The sequence below is a fragment of the Paenibacillus sp. DMB5 genome, assembly GCF_001517085.1.
In the GTDB taxonomy this organism is placed as follows: domain Bacteria; phylum Bacillota; class Bacilli; order Paenibacillales; family Paenibacillaceae; genus Paenibacillus_AQ.
This window is the reverse complement of the sequence record NZ_LRAC01000140.1, coordinates 220,476-226,475: the sequence shown is the minus strand read 5'-3', so window position 1 is coordinate 226,475 and position 6,000 is coordinate 220,476. Positions and strand designations below refer to the sequence as shown.

Sequence of the window (6,000 nt, the reverse complement as noted above, 5' to 3'; positions counted from 1 at the left end):
AGTTAGTTGTAGCAGCAAGGGAGCTGAAGCAGCCGGTGAAACAGGAGCAATAATGGTAACTGACTCAGCAGACTCAGACAGCCAGAATAATCTTCCCATCCTCCCGCCCCGCGTGGTATTCTAGGAGTTGCGTATTCTTTTTGACAAAAACTGTTGGAGCGCTTACCATTTAGCATAGAACGAAAGGAGAGGGTCACCTTGAATTGGCTCGGATCACTGCAGCAGTTGGGCAGAGCCATAATGCTTCCTACCATGGTGTTGCCGGCTGCAGCTATTCTGCTGAGTCTGGGCAGCTTACCGTGGTCTGCATGGGGACTTTCTTCGGTATCTGAAGTGACTACATACGCGGGGCAGGGAATATTTTATTTCATGCCTTATTTATTTGCTGTGGGCGTTGCCTGGGGGCTGTCCAATCAGGCCGGGCCGGCCGGTCTTGCAGCATTAGCGGGAATGTTCACCTATGACCGGATTGTTTCCAATATGGGCGACGGAACGGTTCAGCCTGCAACACTCATCGGAATTATCCTCGGGATAGTCGCCGGTGTGGCACATAACAAATTTAAAAATATCAAGCTTCCGGAGGCGATCCAGTTTTTTGGCGGGTCGCGTTTTGTGCTCCTGTTCATGGGACTGTTCTCCGCGCTGTTTGCCTGGGTGATGCTCGGCGTCTCGCCGCTGCTCCAGGATGTGCTTGATCATCTGTTCCGTGATATACAGTCTGCCGGCGGGTACGGCGTGTTCGTATACGGGGTACTGTACAGGGTGCTTACAGCCTTCGGGCTCCATCATATCCTGAACAATGTGTTCTGGTTCCAGCTTGGCAGCTTTACCACTCCTGACGGCAGTGCGGTCGTTCAGGGGGATTTGCCGCGTTTTTTTGCGGGTGACCCGACTGCAGGCGTATTTATGGCCGGGCTGTTTCCGATTATGATGTTTGCGCTCCCGGCAATTGCACTGGCCATCATACAGGAAGCGCGCGAGGATTTGAAGCCTAAGATCAAGAAGACTTTTTTGCGTGCCGCGCTGGTCTGCTTTTTGACCGGGGTGTCGGAGCAGATCGAATTTGCGTTTCTGTTTGCGTCCCCGTATCTGTTCGCGGTGCATGTGGTAATGTCAGGTCTGGCTATGGTGCTGACCTATCTTCTGGGCATTCATCACGGGTTCTCGTATTCGGCGGGAGCGATTGACTTCTTCCTGAATATGCATCTTTCCCAGCGTGCCTGGCTGCTGATTCCGATCGGCATAGGCTACGCGGTTGTTTATTATAATCTGTTCCGCTGGGCGATCCGCCGCTTCCAGATTCCGACTCCGGGACGCGAGGAAGGCTCTGAGCTTGGCGACTGGGCGGGTAATATACCTTATCAGGCTCCGCTGATTCTGGAGGCGCTGGGCGGCAAAGAAAACATCGTCCAGGTGCAGGCCTGCATCACAAGGCTAAGATTAACGGTGCACAACGACCGATATATAGATACATCAGCGCTCAAGGGCCTCGGCTCTGCGGGCATTATTAAGCTTGGCGGCGGCAACGTGCAGGTGGTATTCGGAACCTACTCCGAGCTGATCCGCGAGGAAATTGACAAGCTGATGCTGCGCGATCTACCGCAGGTGCTGTTCTGTGCCCCAATTCAGGGCAAGATGATGCCGATTGAGGAAGTGCCTGACCATATTTTTGCCGCGAAGCTGGTTGGCGACGGGGTGGCTTTTTATCCGGAAAAAGGAGAGCTGGTCTCGCCCGTATTCGGCAAGGTTATGCACGTGTACCCTACAATGCACGCAATAGGCATTTCTACGCCCGAGGGGCTTGAGGTGCTGATGCATATCGGGATCGATACATCCCAGCTTAAGGGGCCGTTTGAGGCGCTTGTACAGGAAGGTGACAGCGTGGAGCCGGGGCAGCTGCTCGTCCGGTTCGATCTGGCTTACCTGCAGGAGCATGCCGCTTCGCTGGCAACGCCGATGGTTATCACCAATCCTGACCGTGTCAAATCGTGGAGCTATGCTCCATTCAAAAATGTTAAAAAGGGGCAGTCTTCGGTAATGTCCGTGGTATTACATGAAAGTGTTGGAGGGGTGGAAGCATGATTCAAGGCATAGGCGCTGCAGCAGGTGTAGCTATCGGGAAGGCCTTTGTCCTGCCTAACTGGGAATGGAGCCTGCCGGACACGCAAGTGAATCCGGTTGATCTGGCCCAGGAATTTGAGCGGTTATATGAAGGGATCCGCACCTCTAAAGATGAGATTGAATTTATCAAAAAAGAATTCCGTGAGGTCGTCGGGCCGGAGGAATCCAGCATTTTTGACGCCCATCTGGCCATTCTGGATGATCCGGTGTTTATGAGTGAGATCCGCGGTATTATTGAACGCCAGTATAAGGCAGCCGAGGTGGCCGTTAAGGAAGCTATAGATCATTTCGTAGCCATGTTCGATCTGCTGGACGATGAATATATGAAGGAGCGGGCGGTAGACATCAAGGATGTCGGCAACCGTCTGCTCAAGCATCTGCTGGGTGCTCCGGAGGTGACCTTGCCTTCGGATACACAGCCCTACATTCTGGTGGCGAAGGAGCTGTCTCCGTCCCAGCTGGCCCACCTGAATCCGGTATACGTGCTGGGGATTGTCACCATGATGGGCGGCAAAACCTCACATTCCTCAATCATGGCCCGGGCGCTCGGGATCCCGCTGGTTGCGGGCCTTGAGAACAAAATCAGCAATCCGATCCAGACCGGCGACATGCTGGCGATGGACGGGGATACCGGCATTGTACAGCTGCATCCGGATGAAGCCACGATACAGTTATATGCCGCTAGACGTGATAAGCAGCAGCGCAAAAAGGAACAGCTCGAGCTGCTCGCTACCGTTGAAGCTGTTACGAAGGACGGCGTTAATCTGCATCTGGCCGGTAATATCAGCTCCGTCAAGGAGCTGGATATGGCGCTGAAGTACGGTGCGGAGGGAGTCGGCCTGTTCCGTACAGAATTCCTGTACATGGACCGGCACTCCTTTCCGACAGAGGAAGAGCAGTTTGAGGTTTATAAGCTGGTCGCCGAGAAGGTTGGCAGCAGCACGATGGTTATCCGCACACTGGACGTCGGGGGAGACAAGCATCTGGATTATTTCCAGCTCCCGGAAGAACAGAACCCGTTCCTTGGCTACCGCGCCATCCGCATCAGTCTGGACCGGACGGATTTGTTCAAAACCCAGCTGACGGCAATTCTGCGGGCCAGCCATTACGGCAATGTCAAAATTATGTTCCCGATGATCTCTTCCGTGGAAGAGGTTCAGGCCGCCAAGGCTGTATTGAACGAGGTGAAGCAGGATCTGGATCAGCGGGGCATTCCCTATAACGCCAACATTCCGGTCGGCATCATGATTGAGGTTCCGGCTGCTGTTATGATTGCCGATCTCCTGGCTGAAGAAGTCGATTTCTTCAGCATCGGCACCAATGATCTGGTGCAGTATGTACTGGCCGTGGACCGGATGAACGAGCAGATCGCCCATATGTACCATCCATACCATCCGGCGGTGCTGCGCATGATCCGGATGACTGTGCAGGCGGCACGCAGCGCCGGCATTGATATCAGCGTCTGCGGCGAGCTGGCAGCGGATGAACGTTCACTGCCGCTCTGGCTGGAGCTCGGTATCAGCAATCTCAGCATGTCGCCGCAGGCACTGCTGCGTGTGAAGCACCGAACCCTTAATACCGTAGCGTCCGAGGCCAGAGAGACGGCGAAAGCGTGCTTCCGGTACAAGACAAGCCTGGAGACGGAAGAGGTACTTGGCACATTTGCCGGACGGGGAGCTACGGCGGCAGAAGCAATAAAGGAAAAAACATCGTAGAGAAAATCAGCGAATTACAGGTTTGCTGAATGCACGGTCCGGCGAATACGCCGGACTTTTTGCGTTACAGGGATGCACATAAAAGCATTAGAAAAAAAAGTAAAACCGTTTCCGGGCTCCGGGAGTCAGTATAGATAGAAGTACAAAAGAAGCTTTTGAAGCTGCATATAAAGGAGGCTCAGATAGCGGAGAATGGAAAATCTGATGGAGCTTGAACATGTACAGCAGGCCAAAGAGGAGGCTCAGGCCTTTATCAGCCTTGTATCGGGACAGAAAAGGATCCTCTACGGAATAGCCTACAGCTATTTCCGCAGTGAGGCGGATGCACTTGAGATGCTGCAGGAAGCAACGTACCGGGCTTGGAGCAAGCGGAAAAGCCTTAAAGATTCCGGAAAATTTGCACCCTGGATAACACGGATAATGGTTAACTGCTGCAACGATGAAATGAAGCGGAGGAAGCGGCTGGTTTCGGTAAAAACAACGGATGAAACCGGCGGGGTTGTCATGGTAATGACCAGTGACCGGAAGCTGGATATGGAGCAGGCGCTGGACAGCGTGAAGCTGAAATACCGCCAGGTGCTTGTATTGAAATACTACCGCGACATGACGTTAACAGAGATTGCCGAAGTACTGGACAAGCCGGAAGGAACAGTCAAAACGTGGCTGAACAAGGGGCTCAAACAGCTGCGTAACAAAATGAAAGGGGGAGCGGCAAATGGCTGGCAGTGAAGAAAGGCTGTTAAAGGAGTATTTTGACGGAATATCAAGGGAACTGGAGGATATACCGCAAGTTAAAATGAATGCGGCAATACGCAGCGGAATATCAGGCCCAGCCCGCAACCGGACATCAGCACGTAAAAGGTTTTCGGTAAGTGTAGCAGTAGTATTAGCTGCTGCGGCGCTGTTCGCGGTTCCCTGGATCGGTAAGCAGCCGGAGCCGCTGGAACCACAGAACTTATCAGCTCCATCACAGATGATTGAGGCGTTCACACCATATTTTGAAAAATCAATAAATGATACTACCGTATCCACAGCCATTGAAGCAGGATTGATAGAGCGGGTTAGCGGTGTAACGGCTGAGCAGAACGGGTTTGTACTGAAGGTAGACGGAATTGCCGCAGACCGCAAGGGCATCATGATCTTGTATTCCCTGCAAAATAATACCGGTCAAAAAGCCCGTGTGGATAATCTGCAGCTGGAAGGAAGAGGCTATTCACCGGTGAACTATCCCTACGGCTTTTCTTTAAATATCAGGGATGTGCCAACCGGAACGACATATGATTACGAAATATTGCAGTGGGCTGGAGGGTTGGGTTCGCTGCCGGACCAGATTACACTTGAACTGGTGCTGGGTAAATCCAGAACTGTAACGGAAGTCTCAGGAGAAAAGCCGCTGGCGGCGCTGTCTGTCCCTATTACACTGGATAAAGGGAAGATAGCCAAGTCAGGCGAGGTCCACACCGTTAACAAAACGCTGACGGTAGACGGACAGGAAATCCGTATCAACGAAGTGTATACTGCTGCGACCGGGATTTACCTGGAGCCCGTTTACAATGAGCACAACGGCAAACAAATCTTTTCCATGATCAATCCGCGGTTTTTATTGGGGAGCAGCCGTATTTATTCGAGTATGAGCCCTGTCCGCACAGTGGTGGTTGAAGGCAAGGAGATTCTGATCTTCGGGAATGACAGCCGGTCCAGCCAGCCGCTTCAATTTCAGCTCGACGGCATTTTGGCGCTGGATAAGGATGCCCTGAAACTGGTTATTGATACGGAAAAGCAGCAGATCATCAAAGCGCCTGACAATTACTTAACCATGTCCCTGTACTCAGCCGAAAGAGGAACAACGATGATTCTGAATCATAACACAGCACCGGGGAAGAAAAAATACTATAACGCTTTAATCCTGGACAGTGAGTTTACCGATTCCAAAGGCCAGATTCATTCATCCGCCGAACTGTATGATATTCCGCCGTATCAGGCGTCAGCCGACCAGAAGTCGATCCCTGTGCTGGATTATGTGGGATTAGGCAGCAATAAGTACGCCCAGCCGCTGACATTTACTATAACCAGCTATCCGGCCCCGATTAACCAGAAGGTATCGCTCGAAATCCGTGACTAACCGCCGGACAAAGAAACGGAACAAGCCCTGAACCTCAGGAGA

The 6,000-nt window shown here is 52.4% G+C and carries 4 protein-coding genes; all 4 read left to right on the top strand.

The window, feature by feature from the left end:
* The first annotated feature begins 198 nt into the window (after window positions 1-198).
* The 4 genes from AWJ19_RS23720 to AWJ19_RS23705 all read left to right on the top strand — a co-directional run bounded on the left by AWJ19_RS23720 (window position 199) and on the right by AWJ19_RS23705 (window position 5,958).
* The gene (locus AWJ19_RS23720) at window positions 199-2,082 is read left to right on the top strand and encodes a glucose PTS transporter subunit IIA (RefSeq protein WP_068727599.1); all 1,884 of its coding nucleotides are present in this window, start codon (window positions 199-201) and stop codon (window positions 2,080-2,082) included.
* Window positions 2,079-3,836 carry a phosphoenolpyruvate--protein phosphotransferase gene (gene ptsP / locus AWJ19_RS23715; protein ID WP_068727598.1) on the top strand — a complete coding sequence of 586 codons (1,758 nt, stop codon included), beginning with the start codon at window positions 2,079-2,081 and terminating at the stop codon, window positions 3,834-3,836. Before AWJ19_RS23720 ends, ptsP begins: the two co-directional genes overlap by 4 nt.
* 204 nt (window positions 3,837-4,040) lie before the next feature.
* On the top strand, window positions 4,041-4,565 hold the full coding sequence (locus AWJ19_RS23710; RefSeq protein WP_241781860.1) for a sigma-70 family RNA polymerase sigma factor: 525 nt from the start codon (window positions 4,041-4,043) through the stop codon (window positions 4,563-4,565).
* A complete protein-coding gene (locus AWJ19_RS23705) occupies window positions 4,552-5,958 on the top strand; it encodes a hypothetical protein (RefSeq protein WP_068727596.1) in 1,407 nt (468 codons plus the stop codon). Before AWJ19_RS23710 ends, AWJ19_RS23705 begins: the two co-directional genes overlap by 14 nt.
* The last annotated feature ends 42 nt before the right edge of the window (window positions 5,959-6,000 follow it).

Bases quoted from the DNA above. Each gene is read 5' to 3' on its own strand.
- ptsP (WP_068727598.1), top strand. From the start codon at position 2,079: ATGATTCAAGGCATAGGCGCTGCAGCAGGTGTAGCTATCGGGAAGGCC.
- AWJ19_RS23710 (WP_241781860.1), top strand. From the start codon at position 4,041: ATGGAGCTTGAACATGTACAGCAGGCCAAAGAGGAGGCTCAGGCCTTT.
- AWJ19_RS23705 (WP_068727596.1), top strand. From the start codon at position 4,552: ATGGCTGGCAGTGAAGAAAGGCTGTTAAAGGAGTATTTTGACGGAATA.